The sequence below is a fragment of the Bartonella sp. CL266QHHD genome, assembly GCF_042195355.1.
Taxonomy (GTDB): domain Bacteria; phylum Pseudomonadota; class Alphaproteobacteria; order Rhizobiales; family Rhizobiaceae; genus Bartonella.
Genome location: NZ_JBHIOD010000042.1, coordinates 50,118 through 68,515 on the forward strand (window position 1 = coordinate 50,118; position 18,398 = coordinate 68,515).

Sequence of the window (18,398 nt, forward strand, 5' to 3'; positions counted from 1 at the left end):
TTGCGTTAGGTATGCGAATTTGGAATATAAAAAATATTTTTAGGAGATTGCGTAAATATTTCATATCCTTCATTTGTCACACCAATTGTATGTTCATATTGTGCTGTCAGAGAACGGTCACGGGTAACAGCAGTCCAACCGTCAGATAAAATCTTAACTTGTGGTTTACCAAGATTAATCATAGGCTCAATTGTAAACATCATACCTTGTTTTAATTCGACTCCTTCTCTAGGGTTTCCATAATGGAGGATATTGGGAGCATCATGAAAAAGCTGGCCGATACCATGTCCGCAAAAGTCTCTCACAATTGAACAGCGTTCGGATTCTGCATACTGTTGAATGGCTGCCCCGATATCACCTGTCGTTGCTCCAGGCTTAACGACAGCGATTCCTTTCATAAGACTTTCATAGGTTATTTTTAGCAAGCGTTCTGCTGCACGCCTAATTTTTCCAACAGGATACATTCGGCTTGAATCCCCATGCCAACCATCAAGGATAAAGGTTACATCAACATTTACAATATCACCTTCTTGCAAAGGTCTTTTATTGGGAATGCCATGGCAGACAACGTGATTGATAGATGTACAGCATGAATGGCTGTATCCATGATAATTTAGATCAGCAGGAAGTGCTCCTCGCTTAGCTCCAAAAACGAATACAAAATCATCAATTTCTTGCGTAGTAACGCCCGGCTTAATAATATCCGTAAGCGCATCAAGGCATTCTGCAGCAATACGACCAACTTCACGCATTTTAGCAAAAGCATAATCATCGAAAATGCGGATTTTTCCATTAAATTTTAAAGGGATTTTATTATATTCGATATACTCAGTCATTGTTTCTTCTATTTTCTATTTTTACTCTCTGAATCGGAAAAATGCCTTCTACACTTACATGACACTTTACAGCATAACATTCTACCCCTGATTTTAATGCTAAATCAAACTTACGTCCATAGAGTGGACCAAGATCATGACAAATTGTAAAAGCTGTGCAATCTTCTCGTTGAATAATATAAAGCATAGCAGCTCGTTTTCCTTGTTGTACAACTCCTATGAGCTCATCAAGGTGACGTGCACCACGTTTTGTTTCGCTATCAGGAAATTCTGCTAATCCTTTCTGACGAATAAAATGAACATTTTTGACTTCTAGGTAACAATCAGGAAGAATGTCATCTTGTAAAAGAAAGTCAATTCGTGATTGTGTCCCATAGCGTTGTTCTTTTAAAATTGTTTTATATCCACTTAATTCTGGTAGTAATCCGTTTTGAATTGCCTCTAACGCAAGCTTATTGGGTAAAGAAGTATTAATGCCAACCAAAGTCTTATCGGCTTCAATAATTTCTAATTGATAGGCATATTTTCGTTTGATGTCGTTATGATAAGAAAGCCAAATATTGGAGTTGAAAGCTGTTAATCCAAGCATTGATCCTGTATTAGGTACAGACACGGTGAGGACATGCTGATCATCTTGTTGAACATCTGCAAGGAAACGTTTATAACGACGGATAAGCTTTGCAGGAAAAAGTTTGGGAATAAAGTGCATATCCCTTTTTAGGATTTATGATTTCATAATTCAACTGAGATTATGATTTGCAGGGGCTGTTTCCTATTAAAAGTAGATAAAATTGATGTAAAAAACGCTACGATATCGTTCACTTTAATGGCTTTTAAAATTTATTATTAGGTTTAGAAACTATTATCTTTGAATGAAAAGATAACATTGTCTATAATTTATTATTAAACAGCATTAGAGTATTGTGAAAAAGGTTTCGTAAAAAATAGTGGAGAGGGAGATAGTTTAAGTGAAACTAGGTAAGATTGATGGCAGGAACGAATAAGAATCGTGAAAATTTAACAAATGGTCCCATTATTATTTTAGTTGAACCGCAGCTTCCTGAAAACATTGGTATGGTCGCAAGGGCAATGGCGAATTTTGGGCTTTCTAAGCTTCGATTAGTCAAACCTCGAGAAATGTTTCCAAATGAAAAAGCTAGAGCTGCTGCAAGTAAAGCTGATCATGTCATTAACAATGCTGTGATTTTTAACACATTGCGTGATTCAATTGCAGATTTACACTATGTTTTTGCCACAACAGCACGTGAAAGATGTGGATTTAAAACTGTAAAAAGTGCTGTCGAAGCAGCAAGCGTATTACGTCAGCGTGAAAGTATCGGACATAAGACAGGTATTGTCTTTGGAAGAGAGAGATGGGGACTAGAAAATGATGAAATCAGCCTTGTTGATGAAATTATTACTTTTCCAGTTAATCCTGCTTTTGCGTCACTTAATATTGCGCAAGCGGTTCTTTTAATGTCTTACGAATGGATGAAAACTGGTTTAGAGAATGTCAGCGATACGGCATTTCGTGCCGCAGAGATGGAACCTGCAAATAAAACAATATTTCATGGTTTTTTATCTCAGTTAGAAGAGGCTTTGAATATCCGTGGGTATTTTAGACCCCCAGAACGCAAAGAAGTAATGATTGCAAATTTGCGCTCTGTTTTTACGCGCGCTAACTTTAGTGAACCTGAGGTTCGTTTATTGCGAGGCATTATATCTTCTTTGGATCATTTTTCGCCACAATATCCACGAGGGAGTAGAGCACCTGAAGAACGTGATCGTAAAAAAATTAAAAATAAGTGTGAAAACTAATGGATGAACGACCTGTTCTTTTTTTTGATAGCGGTATTGGTGGTTTAACAGTGTTTAGGGAAGCGCGTATTCTTATTCCTGAAATGCAATTTATCTATGTTGCTGATGATGCAGGATTTCCTTATGGAAATTGGAAAGAAAATATTTTGAAAGAGCGTATTTTGAAGATTTTTACAAATCTTTTAACACGCTACAATCCAGCTTTATGTGTGATTGCTTGCAACACTGTTTCTACACTGATGATAGCAGATTTACGACAGAATTTTCCTCATGTCCCTTTTGTAGGAACGGTTCCTGCAATTAAATCAGCTGCAGAACAAACAAAATCTGGTTTTATTTCCGTATTAGCGACTCCTGGAACAGTTAAACGTGCTTATACAAATGAATTAATTAACTCTTTTGCTGGACAGTGTCATGTTCAGCTTGTGGGAAGTAAAAAGCTGGCTGGACTTGCTGAAGATTATTTACGGGGAAAATCTATCGATTCAGAAGAGTTAAGAAAAGAAATCCTGCCATGTTTTGTGGAAAAAAATGGACAATATACGGATGTTATTGTTTTAGCCTGCACACATTATCCTTTTTTGATTAATTTCTTTCGTGAACATGCTTTATGGTCCGTTGAGTGGATTGATCCGGCGAAAGCGATCGCCAAACATATCAGATCTTTATTACCATTGTCGGGAGAAATACACCATCAATATATAAAGAAATATCAAGATTTTGCGTTGTTGACATCGAAAAATATCACTTCTTTAACGGAGAATTTGTTTAAAGGATTTGGCTTAAAACTCATGAAAGGAGTTGACTTTGGGTTACGAGACCAATAATGATGATCTGGCTATTTTTTCAAGAAAATAGCATTAATTGACGTGTCCCGTGGATAACTTTGCATATTGATATGTTAAGGTATTCTGTCAGTCTTTAGTATTTAAAGGCAGAGGAGGGCGCGTTTCCTTGGGATCTTAAGATCTCGTGTTTTATTTTATAAGGAAATGCGATGAGTAAACGCGAAACAACAAAGTATAAAATTGACCGTCGTATGGGAGAAAATATTTGGGGGCGTCCAAAATCTCCTGTCAATCGTCGTGATTATGGTCCAGGTCAGCATGGACAGCGTCGGAAAGGAAAACTTTCTGACTATGGGGTGCAGTTGCGCGCTAAACAGAAATTGAAAGGGTTTTATGGAGATATTTCAGAAAAACAATTTCATAAAACCTATGAAGAGGCTGCTCGTCGACGGGGCGATACTGGCGAAAATCTTATCGGTCTGTTAGAATCACGTTTGGATGCTGTTGTTTATCGTGCAAAATTCGTACCTACGATTTTTGCTTCTCGCCAATTTATCAATCACGGTCATGTTAATGTCAATGGGCGGCGCACAAACATTCAATCTTATCGTTGTAAACCAGGTGATGTTATTGAGGTTCGGGAAAAATCGAAACAACTTGTTTTAGTGTTAGAATCAGTGCAATTGGCAGAACGTGATGTCCCTGATTATATTGAAGCAGATCATAAACAGATGAAAGCAACCTTTACGCGTATTCCTGCTTTTGCAGATGTTCCTTATGCTGTGCAAATGGAACCTAATTTGGTTGTTGAATTTTATTCTCGATAATTTTTCTGTAAGAGAAATTGTTTCTCTCTTCTAGTATGATAACTTCAAAATATTGTGTTATTCTTACAATATTTGAAGTTAATAAGTTCTTTTTGTAAATGGTTCTATATTAAGTTTATTGCTATGTTTTATAGTCATAAATTTGTATAGTTCCATTTCTTTTTTGTGTATCTAATTTATAAATTCAAAAAACATAGATGTAAGCTTGCTTTAATATTTTTTTATCTTTGCAAAACGAGCTGTTTATTGTGCAGGATATGGTATTATGAATGATGTTCCAGTTGAATATCAAGTAATAGAAGAAAACGAAGGGAGAGATGATCCTTTAATAAGCGAAGCAGATAATTGTCATCCAATGTTTCGTGTTGCTCCTTCAAGCGTAGAATTTAATAAATTACGCAAACGACTTTTACGTCATATGCGACAAGCTTTGGATGATTTTTCTATGCTCTCTACAGGAGAAAAATGGCTTGTTGCTTTATCGGGTGGAAAAGACTCTTATGGTTTATTAGCGCTTCTTTTAGACTTAAAGTGGCGAGGTCTTTTATCCGTTGAAATTCTTGCCTGTAATCTTGATCAAGGGCAACCAGGATTCCCTAAGCATATTCTTCCAGACTTTTTAAGTTCTTATAAAATTCCATATCGTATTGAATATCAGGATACTTATTCCATTGTTACAGATAAATTGGCAGAGTCGCAGACATATTGTTCACTTTGTTCTCGATTACGACGTGGTAATCTCTATCGTATTGCACGTGAAGAGGGATGTTCTGCATTAGTTTTAGGTCATCATCGTGATGATGTTTTAGAAACATTTTTTATGAATTTGTTTCACGGTGGCCGATTAGCTGCCATGCCTGGAAAACTTAAAAATGATGAAGGAGATCTTTTTGTGTTACGTCCTCTTGTTTATGCTGCTGAGGAAGATATGGAAAAATTTTCTCAAGCAATGCAATTTCCGATTATTCCTTGTAATCTTTGCGGTAGTCAAGATGGTTTGCAACGTAATGCAATGAAAGAAATGCTGAAAAATATAGAAAGACAAATGCCAGGACGTAAAGATACGATGATTCGCGCTTTAACAAATGTACGCCCAAGTCATTTGCTTGATAAGAAATTCTTTGATTTTAAAACGTGTTAATAAAAATTAGATATTTAAAAAATAAGTTCAAAGAGTTTAAGATAAGATACTTATTTATAATGATAATTTATTGTTTTTTAATTTAAATACCGTCAGATTGTTTTGTTTCAAATTCTCTTATATTGCATCTATAAAAAACATCTGCCTGCATATCACAAAGGAAATTCTCGTGTGCATCAAACTCTCTTGAAAAAATTTTCCTTTCACTAACCAATGACTGTCGCAATATCAAAAATAGGAAAATAGTACGGTTGTTGATTTGCTCTTTTGTTAATTAAAAATGGTGAACCTTGTGGATTTTATTTTATTCTGTTGCGCCGCCGTCACCGTCATTTAAGGCATTAAATTAAGAGAATATATAACTGCTTGATATTTTGGGAGTGTATAGCAAACACTCAGGGCAAGAATTGCTCGTAAATTCTCATGAAGTGAGTTACATAAGTGATCAAGTTTGATTGTGAGTAGCTGACCTTTTATAAACCAATGCTGATAGAAATCTTCATCATTGAGGACAGAGAAGGAGTTAAATTTTTAAACGGCTATACCATAAAGGTCATAGGCATCCGATTGTTCGATTTTAACGGTGACAAATTCACCAACACGCAGTGGGCGTCGTGATGATATATGGACAACACCATCTATTTCTGGCGCATCGTACTGACTACGTCCTTTGGCAACTTTTCCTTGACTTTCATCAATAAGAACTTGGAGTCTTTTTCCAATTTTTTTCTTTAAAAGATATGTAGAAATTTGTTGTTGTTTTGCCATAAAACGATGCCAGCGGTTTTCTTTCACCTCTTCAGGAATATTTTCTAATCCCAAATCATTTGCGGCAGCTCCTTTTACTTCTTCATATTTAAAGCACCCAGCGCGTTCAATTTTTGCTTCTTCTAGCCATTCTAGAAGTATATTAAAATCTTCATTCGTTTCACCAGGAAAACCAACAATAAATGTTGATCGCAAAGTAAGATCTGGACAGATTTTCCGCCATTTTTCAATTCTACGGTTTGTTTTTTCCATAAGTGCGGGACGCTTCATGTGACGCAAAACAGCCGGTGATGCATGCTGAAAAGGAATATCCAGATAAGGAAGAATTTTTTTTGCAGCCATAAGTTCGATAACTTCATCAACATGGGGATAAGGATAAACGTAATGCATACGTATCCAAATACCCATATCGCCTAGTTCGCGACAAAGATCAAAGAATTTCGTTTTGATTGTACGATCTTTCCAAGAATTTTCGAGATATTTAAGATCAACACCATAAGCACTCGTATCTTGTGAAATAACCAAAAGTTCTTTTACACCCGCTTGCACGAGTTTTTCAGCTTCACGAAGAACATCGCTGATGGGACGTGAAGTGAGATTACCACGCAGAGTAGGGATGATACAAAAACTACACTGGTTAGAGCATCCTTCAGAAATCTTTAAGTAGGCGTAATGGCGAGGTGTTAAACGAATACCTTGGGGAGGAACTAAATCAAGAAAAGGATCATGAATTGGAGGAATTGCTGTATGAACAGCTTCTATAACGCTTTCATAAGCTTGCGGTCTTGTAATAGCCAATACATTAGGATATGTTTGGCGAATAGCATCAGGATCAGCACCAAGACACCCTGTTACAATAACTTTTCCGTTTTTTTTAAGAGCTTCATCAATATTGGCTAATGATTCTCTCCTTGCCGAGTCAAGAAAACCACAGGTATTCACAATAACGACATCAGCTCCTTGATGTTGACGTGAAATCTCATACCCTTCAGAGCGAAGGCGTGTAATAATTCGCTCAGAATCTACGAGTGCTTTTGGGCATCCGAGGGAGACAAAACTAATACGAGGTGCTACCATGATGATCCTACAATTACTATGAATGATTCAGTTACGTTTTTATTAACTTAAAAATAATGTTCTTTATTTTTATACCTATGCAATACAGTCTGTTACAAAGTTATTTGATTTTTTTCTACAAAATTTTATGTGTTTTTATGCATGCATACAATTTTGTTTTATTATATCGTAAAATTCCATCATTGAGGACGAGGATATAAGGCTGCTTTCTTAAAAGCATTCAAGTTCTTTTCAAAGTACGTGGTGAATATTTTAAAGCTTACTTGCCAAGCCTTGACATAAGTGAAGAACAATGGAGGGAAGGGAAAGTGAAATCCGCTCGATAAGGATCTGGATTGTTTATAAACCGAATTGGGGGCATCCTTTGGCTGTGGAGAAGAAGTCAATTGCGTGTGGCACAATAAAAAAATACTCAACAGCTTCTTATTGCGATATATATCGCGTACTATAAGGTTTATTTTTTAATATTTGCGAATAAGTCCGGTAAGTTTGCCTTGTATTTCTACACGCTCAGATTCGTATGTCCGTACTTCATAATGAGGATTTGCAGCTTCTAATGCAATAGAAGCTCCTTTGCGTCGATAACGTTTTAATGTTGCTTCTTTTTTATCAATAAACGCAACAATAATTTCACCTGTTATTGCTGTATTTTGACGTTTCACAATGATCGTATCTTTATCAAAGATACCAGCCTCCATCATAGAATCATCTTTAACTTCTAATGCGTAGTGCTCACCTGTATTAACCATATCGAGTGGAAGAGAAAGGCTGTTTATTTGCTGCAGTATAGCAGAGGCGGGTACGCTTGCAGAAATACGTCCCATAATAGGAATGGTGATATTTTTTTTTTCTTCTTCATCAAAGGGATTCAAGCTTTTTGATATTTCCCTTTTATTTCTTTCTATTATACTGGGAGAAATTTTACGTGCTAAAGAAAGGTTAAATGTTATTTTCTCAGGAAGTCGAATTACCTCCACAGCACGAGCACGATTGGGCAAACGACGTATAAAACCTCTTTGTTCTAAGGCTATAATGAGCTTATGAATACCAGACTTTGAAGAAAGTTCTAATGCATTTTTCATTTCTTCAAAAGAAGGAGGAACACCAGTTTCTTTTATATGGTTATGAATAAACAAGAGTAGCTCATACTGTTTACATGTTAGCATTCAATATTCCAATCAAAATAATAAAAATTATTAAAGTAAAAATACATGTATATATAACACTTTTACAATTTTTATCGCCAAATCAAAATTATTTTCTTTATTTTTGATCTTATCGTTTAATAAATAAATATGTTTATTTATAGATATATTTAAATTATTATTTATATACTATATAGCTACATTAATATTAAATAATGTATAAAATACTTTATAGTTCTGACTGAATTATCTAACACCAAATTTTATGACCAGTATTATCCTTTTCTTCTAAAAATATATCTACATGTTTTGTAATTTCTGATATAAAAAAGTTAAATAGAAGGTATTCTATATATTTAGAACTCTCTATGGGTATTTAAAATCATTTTACATACTGCATATTATTTCTGCTTTTTTATTCTTAGTAAAATTATCTACAGCTCTAATAGTGAACACAATTTATAGTCATTCGAGATATTTTCAATGAGACTAAATTTTTGCTTCATATCTACTTTATTCTATAGGATAAACTGGCTTTCGTTATATATTCATTATGCATAAATAAAATTATACTCTCAAAATGCCATTGTTGCTCATTGTTCCATTTTCAGGTCTAACGTGTCAACTGCTATATACTATTTTCATGAACCCTAATGTTACGATAAATTTTGATTATTGAAAGGAGGCATAAAAGGTATTTTCATTTCTTTTTTATAGTTTTATTCTCTCACTTATATTGGTCAAGAAAATGCTTTTTATTGTTTCAATATAAAAAAGATTTGAAATGAGATAAGCTTACAGTATTTGAGACTTATCACTCAAGTGATAAAAATGATAAATTATTATAAATCAATATATTATCTTATAAATCTGTATTTATATTTGAAAATTGAACACTAAGATATAAAGATATAAAAAATAATATTATAATAAAAGGTATTTTTTCTTCTCTACCCATTATGCTCAACAACCCATGTGAGGGGAAGGGGGTAATTTCTCATAATTTTAACGCTTCGAATCTATGCAATATTTTGCAGTGAAATTTTTCCTTTATTGAAACTTCAAAAATAAGATTAAAGAGTACTTATACAATGATGAAGTAAAGGGGTGAAAACGAAAAATTATTGATAATTGAAGAAAATAATAATATTTTTCTCCAAAAGGTGTTGACCAAATGGAAAGTCAACCGTATGTTCCCTTCACTTTCTACAAATTAGATAGTGTGCAAACTAGATAGCTTGTATGAGAGCGCGTAGCTCAGCTGGTAGAGCAACTGACTTTTAATCAGTAGGTCCAGGGTTCGAATCCCTGCGCGCTCACCAAATTTAAATTAATATCAATAGGCTATAAAAAATTTAAGAATCTTTCTTGTTTTTATTCTTTTTGAAGTTTTTTGTTGATTCTATAACCTGTCATTTTCTATCAGCTGTTTTGAAATAGAGCGATGCTATGCTGTCTCCTGTCCAACAAAAAAGAGCTTTAAGATTACGATAGGATTGTACCTGCGTTGGCAGCACATGTGGTTTCTAATTTTCTCAATCTATAGGTTGATTTTTTAATACCCACTGCATTACATGATTCGCAAAACAAGTTGCTAAAATCACCACTTATTCACACTTTATATTATGAAATGACTTTTCTATAAGATGTTGATTTATTTAATTTTTACTCTTTTTAACATCTACTATAGTACATTTATTTCTTATGAAGATCATAAAAAGGTTAACAATACGTTAATTTCTTGATAGAAGGGGCCAATTCAAGAGTGGTATATGCGCGAGGGGAATCATTTAAAAACGTAAATTCTTCCGTTGCGTACAAAAAGCGTGACGTGGTTTTTACAGTAGTACTTAACAGAAATAAGTGGACTGAATAGATGCCTTCAAATAGAAAAAAGAAATTTACTTTTATGATTAAACCAACACTTCAATTGTTTTCTATGATCGTCATTTCTCAGTCACTGGTATCTTGTTGCGCAAGCCAAACTATGAATTTTTCAATAAAAGATTCCTATCATAATAAACCAATTAACGTAAACACTTCTGTACTACCTCAACAAGTCTCCAATAAGAAGAATCAATCGGAAGAAAAAAAGCGTGGACGAGCGATTGTTGGTAAACCTTATCAAATAAAAGGAAAGTGGTATTATCCTCAAAGTGATCCAACTTATAAACGTGTTGGCGAAGCATCATGGTATGGTTCAGATTTTCATGGACGTTTAACTGCCAACGGTGAAATTTATGACATGAATCTTTTGACTGCTGCTCATCCTACAATGCCTTTACCTAGCTATGCTCGTGTCACTAATTTGAAAAATGGATCTTCAATCGTTGTTAGAGTGAATGATCGCGGACCTTTTATGAAAGACAGAATCATTGATTTATCAAGGCAAGCTGCGACAATACTGGGGTATGTAGATAGGGGGGTTGCAGATGTTAAAGTAGAATATATTGCTGAAGCACCTGTTGGCTATTATGATGGTGCATATTTAATGTCCTCTTATACTCCTGGAAATGCTGCCCCATATTCATTAGCGTCGGAAAATGTTTCGAAAAAAAGAGAAACTGTTTTGTTAAAAGAGCAGCGCAATACAGGAAACAAAAAGGAACTAGCTAAAGCAGCTGCTGTTGAACAGGAACAACGTAATAAAACTGTTGCAGTTAAATTGCCAGAAATTGGTCCTATCATGGTTGATAAGCCGATTCCATTCGATCAAGTTGCTTCTATAAATAAGCTAAACAAAAAAACAAAGGTCAATTGGCTACAACTGTTTTAAGAAAAAATGCATTGATTTTTTATCTATATAATTTTCTAGTAAAAAAGGTAAGAACTTACGGATTTAGTGTAAGATTTTCATCTTAAAGCGCTTTGTCCTTTTCAAAAAGCGTGGTGGGGTGCTATTATTATAAATTCAGTACGGCCTTTCTACTCCATTGCTGGTCTATTCGTCGTTTTATGATATTGCTTGCTTAATAAAGCGCGTACTTTTCTTACTGTAATAGCTTTTGCTAGACGAAGGTAGATTATTGTATCAGTCTGTTTGTGTAATCTCCAAAACAACTGTACAATCGATTTGAGAGGAATAAAAAGCTTAACAAGTAAAAAAATATTTTCTTTTGATTCGGCTTTGCAATTTTCCAAAGTATCCACGGTAATATCTTATGAAGAGATTATATATTACCTCATGCTTTTGTTTATCATGTTCTTTAATGGAGTAAGTTCCCTCACGAAAAACAGAGCGTCTCAAACAAAATACGCTTACATTGCCAATTCACGAACTTATTTAAAAGAGACATACTTCAACACGCTACAGGTCTATTTTACGACAGCGCCTGTGAATGGCATAACTGTAACGCCTTTAGATATCACCATCTTCACACTTATGAAGATATAAACCGACACCGTCATACACTTTGCAAGCCCCAATGTTTTATGCGATAATTCTTAACACTTGAGAGGTTGATAAGAAGTATTTTTACTCTCTTTTTTAATAATTTTTATCTATATACGAACCCTACTTATGATGCGTAAGCAAGCGATTTTATTGAATTCAATATGAGAGGAAATATAACGAAAGAATCTTACAGTATTTTGAATCAGATCCACGTTAAAAGATTATAATTTATCATAATAAATCAATCTACTATCAATATAAAACAACAAATAAAAAAAAATTTTGTCTCTCATGCTTTAAAACATAAAATTGAATCTAGGTGGAAGATAAGAAGTGCATCATTTTACTTTTGCTAACGCTGAATAAAAATAAAATCTTTTCTTGAGTTATCAATAATTCCTCAATTTGCGGAAATAAAAAAGTTTTTTCCTATATAAGATTCTTTATGTTGATCTTTGGGATGGGAGGAGCAGCTATGTACACAATATTAAGGATCTTATTGACCTTATGGGGGATATTGGTATTTGTCATGTGGGGGAAAGCAGAAGATTTTCAAATTTCTGCTTCACAATTGTTATTACTCGATGATGATACAGAGACAATACTTTATGAAAAACAAAGTGCTATTCCTTTTTTTCCTGCTTCATTAGTAAAATTGATGACAGCAGAAGTTGTATTTCATCAATTAAAAAAAGGATTATTAAAAAGTACGCAGAAATTTAAGGTCAGTGAAAATGCTTGGCGCAAGGGTGGAGCACCTTCCGGTACAACCACTATGTTTGCAAAGATAAAAACAGAAATCAGTGTTTCTGATCTGTTGCGTGGTTTAATTATTGTGAATGGAAATGATGCTGCTATTATTCTTGCTGAAGGAATATCGGGAGATGAAGCTCATTTCACAAAGTTGATGAATCAGCGCGCAAAAATAATCGGATTATCTCAGAGTCATTTTGTTAATGCAACAGGGTTACCCGAAGAGGGACAATTTGTAACTGTGCGTGATATGATTATATTAGCACGTCATATTGTTCAGGAATATCCGGACTATTATGCACTTTATTGTGAGCCTCATTTTACATGGAATAATATTTTTCAACGTAATAAAAATCCTCTTATTTCTAAGGAAATTGGTGTAGAAGGATTTGGTTTTGGCTACAGTGAAAAAGAAGGTTTTTCAATGGTTGCCACCATTTCTAAAAATCATCGACGTCTTTTTTTAGCAATCAATGGTTTGCAAGATGGTAAAAAATATACAAAAGAAATAGAACGCATTCTTCAATGGGGAATGACGGCTTTTGATCTCAAAACGATTTTTACAAAAGAAGAAACGGTTGGTCGTGCTTCTGTTTATGGTGGTAAACAAAATTTTGTTCCACTCATTGTTAAAACACCAATAAGTTTTATGCTTTCGAATGAAAAAAAAGTAAATGTTAAAGCAAAAATTAAATATCATGGTCCATTGAAAGCTCCCATCGTTTCTGGGCAATCAGTTGGCGTTATTCAAATTTTAGAAGATAAAAAGGTTCTTCTGGAAAAACCAGTTTTTGCCGGAATGAATGTTCAGGAAGGAAGTTTCTTTGCAAAAGTAAAAAATGCATTCTATGAAATAACAATTGGATGGTTACGAAAATATTTGTAGTTACGCGCTAATAAGGTTAAGATCATACGTGTCAGGTTATTTTATTACATTTGAAGGAGGGGACGGGGTAGGGAAAACGGTGCAGATTTCTTTACTTGCTGAGTCTCTCTCACACCAAGGTTATGATGTTGTCACAACACGAGAACCAGGAGGAACACCAGGAGCAGAAGCAATCCGGCATATTTTGTTGTCGGGGCAGGCGCGACAGTATGGACCGTTGATTGAAGCTGTTTTGTTTACAGCTGCACGTGTCGACCATGTTACTGAGGTTATCGCACCTTCTTTGCAAAAAGGTAAAATCGTTTTATGTGACCGCTTTATTGATTCTACACGCGTTTATCAAGGACTCAATGATACCGTCAGTTCTTCTCTTCTTTCTGTTTTAGAGTGTATTGCGCTCAATGGTATTTTGCCTCATTTAACATTTTTATTAGATATGCCTGCAATGTGTGGTATGAAGCGTGCAAATTTGCGAAGAAAAAAAACAGAAGAAATTGATTATTTTGAAAAAGATCTGTTGGAAATTCAAGAACAAAGGCGTCAGGCTTTTCTTCAATTGGCCAAACAGGAACCCCATAGATTTCGAGTTATTGATGCCACTGGCTCAGTGGAAGCCATTGCTCATCAAATAAAAAATATTTGTCATCAGGTATTGTTGGATCAGCTTTCATGAGTAATGTAAATACCTTACGCCAATATGATGATATTGATACAATTTTATCACCATCCCAGAACAATGTTATCTTTGGTCATGAGGATGTGCGTCATTTTTTGACACAAATGCTTAAAGAAGAGCGTTTACATCATGCATTATTATTTGAAGGAGAATATGGGATTGGAAAGGCTACATTAGCCTTTCATCTTGCTTGGAACATTTTAAGTTTTCAACAGAGTGCTTTCTTGAAACCCGATCCTTATTCTACCCCATGGCGCCAAATTACACAAGGAAGTCACCCTGGTCTTTTGTATATTTCACGTCGATTTGATGTGAAAACGCAAAAGTTTAAAACAGGAATACTCGTTGATGATATCCGTGATATTATGCATTTTTTAAGCCGAACATCACAAGAAAATGGATGGCGTATAGTTATTGTTGATTCTGCAGATGATATGAATAGAAATGCATCAAATGCAATTCTTAAAATACTTGAAGAACCACCTACAAAAACGTTATTTGTTATTATCGCGCATTCTTCTGGCAAATTGCTTCCAACAATCCATTCACGGTGTCAAAAAATCTCTTTTCGTCCCTTGAATAACGATGAAATGAAAAAAGTTATTACACATATTTTCGCCAATCAGGATTTACCTGATGAGAAAACAATTGAAATGATTATTGAAAAATCTAAAGGAAGTCCTCGAAAAGCTGCTTTACTTGTTTGCCATGGCGGTTTTGAAATTATTAAAACAATTGATGCTCTCCTAGAGAAACCTGTTTGTAACGCAATGATTGTACATACTCTTGCACAAACATTTTCATCTGTTTCTTCTACATTCCAATTTCAACAATTTTGTGATGAAATTCTTAATAAAATTCAAAAAAAAGCTATCATGCTCGTTGAAAAGGGAGACTTATTTCTCTCAAAAAAATATGCGGAAAAATGGCGGGAGATTCATCAAGAAATAGAGGAAATACAACTGTTTAATCTCGATAAAAAGCAGTTTGTTATTAACTTGCTTTTTAAAGTTCATAAGATCATTCATGAGGATTAGTTTTTCCGTGACAATGCGATAAACAAACGTTATGTCATAATATCTTTTATTTATAGCGTTTTACAACGAGTATGACATGCGTGACACATATTACATAACAACTCCCATTTTTTATCCTAATGGTGCTCCACATATTGGACATGCTTATAGTGCAATTGCAAGCGATGTTTTAGCCCGCTTTCAACGGTTAAACGGAAAAAATGTATTTTTTCTTTCTGGTACAGATGAGCATGGTCTCAAGATGCAACAAACCGCAGCTGCATTAGGCATGACACCTCAGCAGCTTGCAGATCGTAATAGTGCGGTGTTTCAAAAAATGCTTGCAGTATTAAATTGTTCTAACGATGATTTTATCCGTACGACAGAAGAACGCCATTATCAAGCTTGTCAAGAAATTTGGAAAAAGATGGAAGCAAATGGCGATATTTATCTCGGTCGTTATACGGGGTGGTATTCGGTTCGCCAAGAAGCCTATTATGAAGAAAAAGATACGGAAGTTGGACCAGACAACATCCGTCGTGAGAAGGAATTAGGCTCTCCAGTTGAATGGAATGAAGAAGAAAGTTATTTTTTTAAACTTTCTCATTATGAAAAGGCTCTTCTTGAATATTATGAAAAACATCCTGATTTTATTGCTCCATTTGAGCGGCGTAATGAAATTATAAGTTTTATCAAATCAGGTTTAAAAGATATCTCTATTTCACGCGCAAGTTTTAACTGGGGAATTGCTGTTCCTGAGAATCCAAAGCACGTGATGTATGTCTGGGTTGATGCGCTTACAAATTATCTATCAGCAATAGGTTTTTTCAATGAAAATTCAAAAAAACGTGATTTTTGGCCTGCAAATACGCATATTATTGGTAAGGATATTATTCGTTTTCATGCAGTCTATTGGCCGGCATTTTTAATGTCTGCTGGAATTGAATTGCCTAAAAATATTTTTGCACATGGTTTTTTACTTAATCGTGGTGCAAAAATGTCAAAATCTATTGGAAATGTCGTTGATCCTTTTGAAATGGTTGAACACTATGGTCTTGATCAGGTCCGTTATTTCCTTCTCCGTGAAGTGCCATTCGGACAAGATGGTAGTTATAGTCATGAAAGCCTTGTGAACCGTATTAATGCTGATCTTGCTAATGATCTTGGTAATTTAGCACAGCGCTGTTTGTCTATGATTGCCAAAAATTGTAATGCACAAGTCCCGAAACCAGCTTCATTTTCAGCTCAAGATAAACAGCTTTTAGAACAATCTCTTCAAGTACTTGAAACTGTACACCAAGCTATGTCTTCTTATAGTATGCATTTAGCACTTTCAGCTATTTTTTCAATTGTAGCAGATGCCAATCGCTATTTTGCCAACGAACAACCTTGGAGTTTACGTAAAAATGATCGAGAGCGATTTTCTACAGTTCTTTATATAACTGTAGAAATCTTGCGGAGAATAGGAATTATGCTTTTGCCTTTCATACCCCAATCAGCAGCGAAACTTCTTGATAGCCTTGCGGTTGCTGAAGATGATCGGTTATTGTATCATATAAGTCATTCAAAAATTCAAGAAGGGCTTGATCTTCCACCACCAGAACCAATTTTTCCTCGTTATATCTTGAAGAAAGAAGATACTCATCATGTTGATTGATACACATTGTCATCTTGATTTTGAAGATTTTTCACAAGATTTGGATAATGTTATCCAACGGGCTTTAGATGCTGACGTTAAACGTATGATAACAATTTCAACCCATGTTTATAAGTTAGATAAGCTGTTAGCCATTGCGCAAAGCTATGATCAAGTCTTTTGTTCCGTTGGAACACACCCCAATCATGCGCATGAAGAACAAAATATTACAGCGGAAGAGCTTATACAGCTCTCGAATCACCCTAAAATTGTTGCGTTTGGGGAAGGGGGGCTTGATTATCATTATGATTATTCTACTCCAGAAGAGCAAAAGAAAGTTTTTCATGAACATATCATTGCTTCTCGAGAAACACAGATTCCTCTTGTTATACATTCACGCAATGCCGATATCGATATGGAGAAAATATTACGTGAACAGACAAAAGAAGGAGCTTTTCCCTTTATCCTTCATTGTTATTCGTCTGGAATGCAACTTGCTCGTGCTGGAATTGAACTTGGTGGTTATATTTCTTTTTCAGGTATTCTTACTTTTAAAAACGCATTTGAAATCCGTGAAATAGCAAAAATTGTGCCCCATGAGCATTTGTTAGTGGAAACAGATGCTCCATTTTTAGCACCTAGTCCCCATCGGGGCAAAACAAATGAACCATCTTTTGTATGTTATACAGCAGCTGTTTTGGCTGAAACAATTGGCTTAAGCATTGAAGAAACAGCTCAAATAACAACGCGTAATGCTTTTCGTTTATTTAGCAAAATGAAATAAGGCAAAAGATATGTGTGATCAATACCGATTTACAATATTAGGTTGTGGTCCTTCTCCAGGAGTGCCAAGACCTAATGGTGATTGGGGAACATGTGATCCGAATAACCCTAAAAATAAACGCTACAGAAGTTCTTTATTAGTTGAACGTATTAAACCTTCAGGAGGCAAAACAACGATCGTTATTGATACAGGTCCAGATTTTCGCTCACAAATGATCGATGCGCGTGTAAGCCATCTTGATGCTGCTCTTTACACGCATTCTCATGCAGACCATATCCACGGTATTGATGATTTACGCAGCTATGCACTTGCACAAAAATGTTTAATAGATATCTATGCCGACAGATTTACACTAGAGCATCTCAAAAGTGCTTTCGGATATTGTTTTCAAACTCCAAAAGATTCATCTTATTCTCCCATTTTAAAAGAGCATCTTATCAATGAAGATAGCCAATTTATTATTCAGGGGCAGGGCGGAGAAATAAGCGTCAATACACATTTACAACACCACGGAAACATTCATTCTTTAGGTTTTCGTATTGGGAATGTTGCCTATTGTACAGATGTTAGTGAATTTCCTGAACAAACATTATCCAAATTAATGGATTTGGAAGTGCTTATCATTGAAGCTCTTCAATTTCAATCTCACCCGAGTCATTTTTCTGTTGATCAAGCATTACAATGGATAGAATATTTAAAGCCAAAACAAGCAATACTTACACATATGGATAGAACTCTGGATTACAATAAGGTAATAAATTACGTTCCATCCTATGTAAAACCTGCATATCAAGGTCTTACTTTTGAAACAGATGCGTAAGCTTATTATGCGCAATATTTTTAGTTAAATAAA

The 18,398-nt window shown here is 34.9% G+C and carries 14 protein-coding genes, 1 tRNA gene and 2 pseudogenes; 12 read left to right on the forward strand and 5 right to left on the reverse strand.

Going from position 1 to position 18,398, the window contains the following annotated elements; translation table 11 throughout:
* Window positions 1-5: 5 nt before the first annotated feature.
* Complete coding sequence (map, locus tag ACFIK7_RS05520) at window positions 6-836, reverse strand: type I methionyl aminopeptidase (RefSeq protein WP_375663054.1); 831 nt, start codon at window positions 834-836, stop codon at window positions 6-8.
* Entirely contained in the window at window positions 829-1,545 is a 717-nt protein-coding gene (sfsA, locus tag ACFIK7_RS05525) for a DNA/RNA nuclease SfsA (protein WP_375663055.1), read from the reverse strand. Before sfsA ends, map begins: the two co-directional genes overlap by 8 nt.
* 278 nt (window positions 1,546-1,823) lie before the next feature.
* On the opposite strand from sfsA, the pseudogene ACFIK7_RS05530 reads away from it, so the two are divergent.
* The 4 genes and pseudogenes from ACFIK7_RS05530 to ttcA all read left to right on the forward strand — a co-directional run bounded on the left by ACFIK7_RS05530 (window position 1,824) and on the right by ttcA (window position 5,410).
* Window positions 1,824-2,661, forward strand: a pseudogene (locus ACFIK7_RS05530) (RNA methyltransferase).
* The gene (murI, locus tag ACFIK7_RS05535) at window positions 2,654-3,481 is read left to right on the forward strand and encodes a glutamate racemase (protein WP_273791039.1); all 828 of its coding nucleotides are present in this window, start codon (window positions 2,654-2,656) and stop codon (window positions 3,479-3,481) included. The pseudogene ACFIK7_RS05530 and the gene murI overlap by 8 nt, the downstream one beginning before the upstream one ends.
* A 170-nt stretch (window positions 3,482-3,651) precedes the next feature.
* Entirely contained in the window at window positions 3,652-4,269 is a 618-nt protein-coding gene (rpsD, locus tag ACFIK7_RS05540) for a 30S ribosomal protein S4 (protein ID WP_273722651.1), read from the forward strand.
* Window positions 4,270-4,534: 265 nt separating this feature from the next.
* A complete protein-coding gene (ttcA, locus tag ACFIK7_RS05545) occupies window positions 4,535-5,410 on the forward strand; it encodes a tRNA 2-thiocytidine(32) synthetase TtcA (RefSeq protein WP_273791040.1) in 876 nt (291 codons plus the stop codon).
* Between the two features lie 531 nt (window positions 5,411-5,941).
* On the opposite strand, the gene rimO is transcribed toward ttcA, so the two are convergent.
* Entirely contained in the window at window positions 5,942-7,255 is a 1,314-nt protein-coding gene (gene rimO / locus ACFIK7_RS05550) for a 30S ribosomal protein S12 methylthiotransferase RimO (protein WP_375663056.1), read from the reverse strand.
* Window positions 7,256-7,716: 461 nt separating this feature from the next.
* Window positions 7,717-8,421 (reverse strand): transcriptional repressor LexA, encoded by a 705-nt coding sequence (lexA, locus tag ACFIK7_RS05555; RefSeq protein ID WP_375663057.1) that lies wholly within the window; start codon window positions 8,419-8,421, stop codon window positions 7,717-7,719.
* A gap of 1,225 nt (window positions 8,422-9,646) precedes the next feature.
* Here lexA and ACFIK7_RS05560 point away from each other — a divergent pair.
* Window positions 9,647-9,722 (forward strand) — tRNA-Lys (locus ACFIK7_RS05560).
* 90 nt (window positions 9,723-9,812) lie between these two features.
* Here ACFIK7_RS05560 and ACFIK7_RS05565 read toward each other — a convergent pair.
* Window positions 9,813-9,999 (reverse strand): annotated as a pseudogene (locus ACFIK7_RS05565) (hypothetical protein); the annotation flags it as partial.
* A 277-nt stretch (window positions 10,000-10,276) separates the two neighbouring features.
* Between ACFIK7_RS05565 and ACFIK7_RS05570 the strand changes: the two are divergent.
* The 7 genes from ACFIK7_RS05570 to ACFIK7_RS05600 all read left to right on the forward strand — a co-directional run bounded on the left by ACFIK7_RS05570 (window position 10,277) and on the right by ACFIK7_RS05600 (window position 18,365).
* A complete protein-coding gene (locus tag ACFIK7_RS05570) occupies window positions 10,277-11,176 on the forward strand; it encodes a septal ring lytic transglycosylase RlpA family protein (protein WP_273791043.1) in 900 nt (299 codons plus the stop codon).
* Window positions 11,177-12,269: 1,093 nt separating this feature from the next.
* Entirely contained in the window at window positions 12,270-13,433 is a 1,164-nt protein-coding gene (locus tag ACFIK7_RS05575) for a D-alanyl-D-alanine carboxypeptidase family protein (RefSeq protein ID WP_273791045.1), read from the forward strand.
* Between the two features lie 28 nt (window positions 13,434-13,461).
* Window positions 13,462-14,106: a dTMP kinase gene (tmk, locus tag ACFIK7_RS05580; protein ID WP_273791046.1), complete on the forward strand. Its 645-nt coding sequence runs from the start codon at window positions 13,462-13,464 to the stop codon at window positions 14,104-14,106.
* Window positions 14,103-15,146, forward strand: a complete 1,044-nt coding sequence (locus ACFIK7_RS05585; protein WP_375663058.1) for a DNA polymerase III subunit delta' — start codon at window positions 14,103-14,105, stop codon at window positions 15,144-15,146. The genes tmk and ACFIK7_RS05585 overlap by 4 nt, the downstream gene beginning before the upstream one ends.
* A 76-nt stretch (window positions 15,147-15,222) precedes the next feature.
* The gene (metG, locus tag ACFIK7_RS05590) at window positions 15,223-16,782 is read left to right on the forward strand and encodes a methionine--tRNA ligase (RefSeq protein ID WP_375631131.1); all 1,560 of its coding nucleotides are present in this window, start codon (window positions 15,223-15,225) and stop codon (window positions 16,780-16,782) included.
* Complete coding sequence (locus tag ACFIK7_RS05595; RefSeq protein WP_273791049.1) at window positions 16,772-17,545, forward strand: TatD family hydrolase; 774 nt, start codon at window positions 16,772-16,774, stop codon at window positions 17,543-17,545. Before metG ends, ACFIK7_RS05595 begins: the two co-directional genes overlap by 11 nt.
* Window positions 17,546-17,555: 10 nt before the next feature.
* Window positions 17,556-18,365, forward strand: a complete 810-nt coding sequence (locus ACFIK7_RS05600) for an MBL fold metallo-hydrolase (RefSeq protein ID WP_375663059.1) — start codon at window positions 17,556-17,558, stop codon at window positions 18,363-18,365.
* Window positions 18,366-18,398 lie beyond the last annotated feature (33 nt).

Coding starts and splice junctions, on each gene's coding strand:
- ACFIK7_RS05570 (WP_273791043.1), top strand. CDS start 10,277: ATGCCTTCAAATAGAAAAAAGAAATTTACTTTTATGATTAAACCAACA.
- ttcA (WP_273791040.1), top strand. CDS start 4,535: ATGAATGATGTTCCAGTTGAATATCAAGTAATAGAAGAAAACGAAGGG.
- sfsA (WP_375663055.1), bottom strand. CDS start 1,545: ATGCACTTTATTCCCAAACTTTTTCCTGCAAAGCTTATCCGTCGTTAT.
- rpsD (WP_273722651.1), top strand. CDS start 3,652: ATGAGTAAACGCGAAACAACAAAGTATAAAATTGACCGTCGTATGGGA.
- rimO (WP_375663056.1), bottom strand. CDS start 7,255: ATGGTAGCACCTCGTATTAGTTTTGTCTCCCTCGGATGCCCAAAAGCA.
- metG (WP_375631131.1), top strand. CDS start 15,223: ATGCGTGACACATATTACATAACAACTCCCATTTTTTATCCTAATGGT.
- ACFIK7_RS05600 (WP_375663059.1), top strand. CDS start 17,556: ATGTGTGATCAATACCGATTTACAATATTAGGTTGTGGTCCTTCTCCA.
- ACFIK7_RS05585 (WP_375663058.1), top strand. CDS start 14,103: ATGAGTAATGTAAATACCTTACGCCAATATGATGATATTGATACAATT.
- murI (WP_273791039.1), top strand. CDS start 2,654: ATGGATGAACGACCTGTTCTTTTTTTTGATAGCGGTATTGGTGGTTTA.
- ACFIK7_RS05595 (WP_273791049.1), top strand. CDS start 16,772: ATGTTGATTGATACACATTGTCATCTTGATTTTGAAGATTTTTCACAA.
- map (WP_375663054.1), bottom strand. CDS start 836: ATGACTGAGTATATCGAATATAATAAAATCCCTTTAAAATTTAATGGA.
- ACFIK7_RS05575 (WP_273791045.1), top strand. CDS start 12,270: ATGTACACAATATTAAGGATCTTATTGACCTTATGGGGGATATTGGTA.
- lexA (WP_375663057.1), bottom strand. CDS start 8,421: ATGCTAACATGTAAACAGTATGAGCTACTCTTGTTTATTCATAACCAT.